This window comes from Nonomuraea sp. NPDC051941, from assembly GCF_044593615.1.
Window position 1 is genome coordinate 1 of the sequence record NZ_JBIUCF010000132.1, and the last position, 672, is coordinate 672.

The following is a 672-nucleotide window of genomic DNA, read 5'->3' on the forward strand; positions in this document are numbered from 1 at the left end:
TGATCTTCTTGCCGGCATCAATGCCCTGGCTGGACTCCCCGACGTTGCCGGAGGTCTTCACGCTCTGCGCGTCGATGATGGCGGCGGTAGGGACGGCAGCACGCCCCTTGCTCGCCCGAACCTGTTCGCGCAGCAGGTCATGCAAACGTTGGGTCGTTCCGTCGGCCTCCCACTTGGCGTAGTAGTCGTAGACCGTCTTGTAGGGCGGGAAGTCGTGCGGCAGGTACTCCCAGGCGATCCCGGTCCGGCACACGTACAAGATGGCGTTCACGATCTCTCGCAGGTCGTGAACACGTGCTGCTGTACCTGGCCCGCGCCGGGCCGCCCGCCATGCCGTCAGGGTCGGTTCGATCAACTCCCATCGGGCATCGGACAAGTCGCTGCGATAGGCACGCCGAGAAGTCATGTGAAGATCAACGACCTGACCGCCGCTCCGATACGGACAGATCATTACGTAAGAAGATCAGATGCCCTCTAAACCCGATCTTTGCTGGTCAGCCATATCCGCCCGATCTTCGGCGAGTACTACGGGGCCCCCTGGGAGGCGACAGACCCCTTGGTGGTCAAGGAAGCGGAGATGGGCCGGGGGGGGGGGGGGGGGGGGGGGGGGGGGGGGGGGGGGGGGGGGGGGGGTGCGGGGGGGGGGGGGGGGGGGGGGGGGGGGGGAGAAAA

General features: G+C 66.5%; 1 protein-coding gene. It reads right to left on the reverse strand.

Going from position 1 to position 672, the window contains the following annotated elements:
* A partial coding sequence (locus tag ACIHFD_RS67725) for a transposase (protein WP_397375944.1) occupies nt 1-406 on the reverse strand: 406 nt, incomplete at its 3' end.
* Nucleotides 407-672 lie beyond the last annotated feature (266 nt).